The organism is Rhodoferax sp. RT5P35, assembly GCF_056521385.1.
The window spans coordinates 1-1,335 of sequence record NZ_JBWMAX010000163.1 but is presented as its reverse complement, the minus strand read 5'-3'; the positions used below and the strand labels follow the sequence as shown (position 1 = coordinate 1,335).

1 protein-coding gene is annotated in these 1,335 nt (G+C 67.4%); it reads right to left on the bottom strand.

Translation table 11 applies throughout. From position 1 onward, the window contains the following. Positions 1-1,335: PDC sensor domain-containing protein (locus AC097L_RS24610; protein ID WP_479589344.1), on the bottom strand; the 1,335-nt coding region annotated here is incomplete at both ends.

Genomic DNA, 1,335 nt, shown 5'->3' with positions numbered 1-1,335 from the left:
ACAGCTCGGTTTGCTGCACCAGCCGGGTCATGCCCAGCACGGTGTTCATGGGGGTGCGGATTTCATGGCCCATGAAAGCCAAAAACGCGCTTTTACCGCGCTCGGCCACCTCGGCCGCCTCTTTGGCGGCGGTGAGTGCGTCGGCGGCCTCGCGGGCCACCGTCACGTCCCATACCGTGCCGATGGCACGCGCGGGGCGGCCATCGGCATGGCGGTGCACCTGGCCAAAGATCTGCACCGTGCGCACCGCCCCTGAAGGCTGCACGATGCGCACCTCGCTGGCGATCACCGAGGTTTCTCGCAGCGCGGTTTGCCACTGCCGGACCAAGGCGGCGACATCGTCGGGGTGAACGCAGGCGAGCAACTGTTTTTCGCTGCCGTCGAACGCACCGTGCGGTAAACCGAACACGGTGTAGGTCTGGTCATCCCAGAGGTAGCGGTTTTCGGCGAAGTCCAGCTCCACAATGCCGACCCCGCCGGCCTGGGTGGCCAGCAGCAGGCGTTCCTTCTCTTGCGACAGCGCCTGGCTGAGTTGGCGGTAGCGGGCCTCACTGGCGCGCAGGGCTTCGGTGGCCAGGTGTTCGGCCTCGGCGCGGGCGCGCAGGACGGTGTCGGCACCCTCCAGACTTTGGCGCAAGCCTTCAAACTCGGCCACCGGAAAGATGGCCGTGGCCTGGCCCACAGCGTGGGTCCCCACGGTGTCGGCCGCCACCCGTTCGGCGTTTTGCGCCAATGCCCGCACCGGGCGCAGCAGCACCCGGGTCATCCACAGCACCAGGAGCAATGCCGCACACCAGGCCCGCAGGGCTCCGATGAGCAGCGTCCCCACGGGGCGGTGCCAGCGGGCATTGAAGCGCTCCAAAGGCTCGCCTACCACGACCACCCAACCCGGGGTGTGCGCCAGGCGCTGAAAACTGATGACCACCGGCCGCCCTTCCAGCGAACGGCCCTCAAAAACCCCGGCTTCGGTCTGCATCACTTTGAGCAGCGCCCAATCGGGCACGATGGTGCCCACAAACCGCTCGGAATCCCACGAGCGGGCCACCAGCCGCCCATTGCCGTCCACCACCGCCACCAGGTTGTTCGAGGCGACGCTGCGCTGCTGCAAGGAGCGCACCAGTTCCAGCGGCGACACCATCAGCGCCAGCACTTTGCGGGTGCCGCCAGGGGTGCGGTACGGCACGCTGAGGGCCACCCGGGGGCTGTTTTTATCGGCACCGGCCATGAACAGATTGGACACCGTGCGTTCCTGGGCCGCCAGGGCCTGGGCCAGTACCTCGGACGGCAAGCCTTTGGCTTCCAGAGTGGTGATCGGTGAGGGTTTGGCGTCGCTGT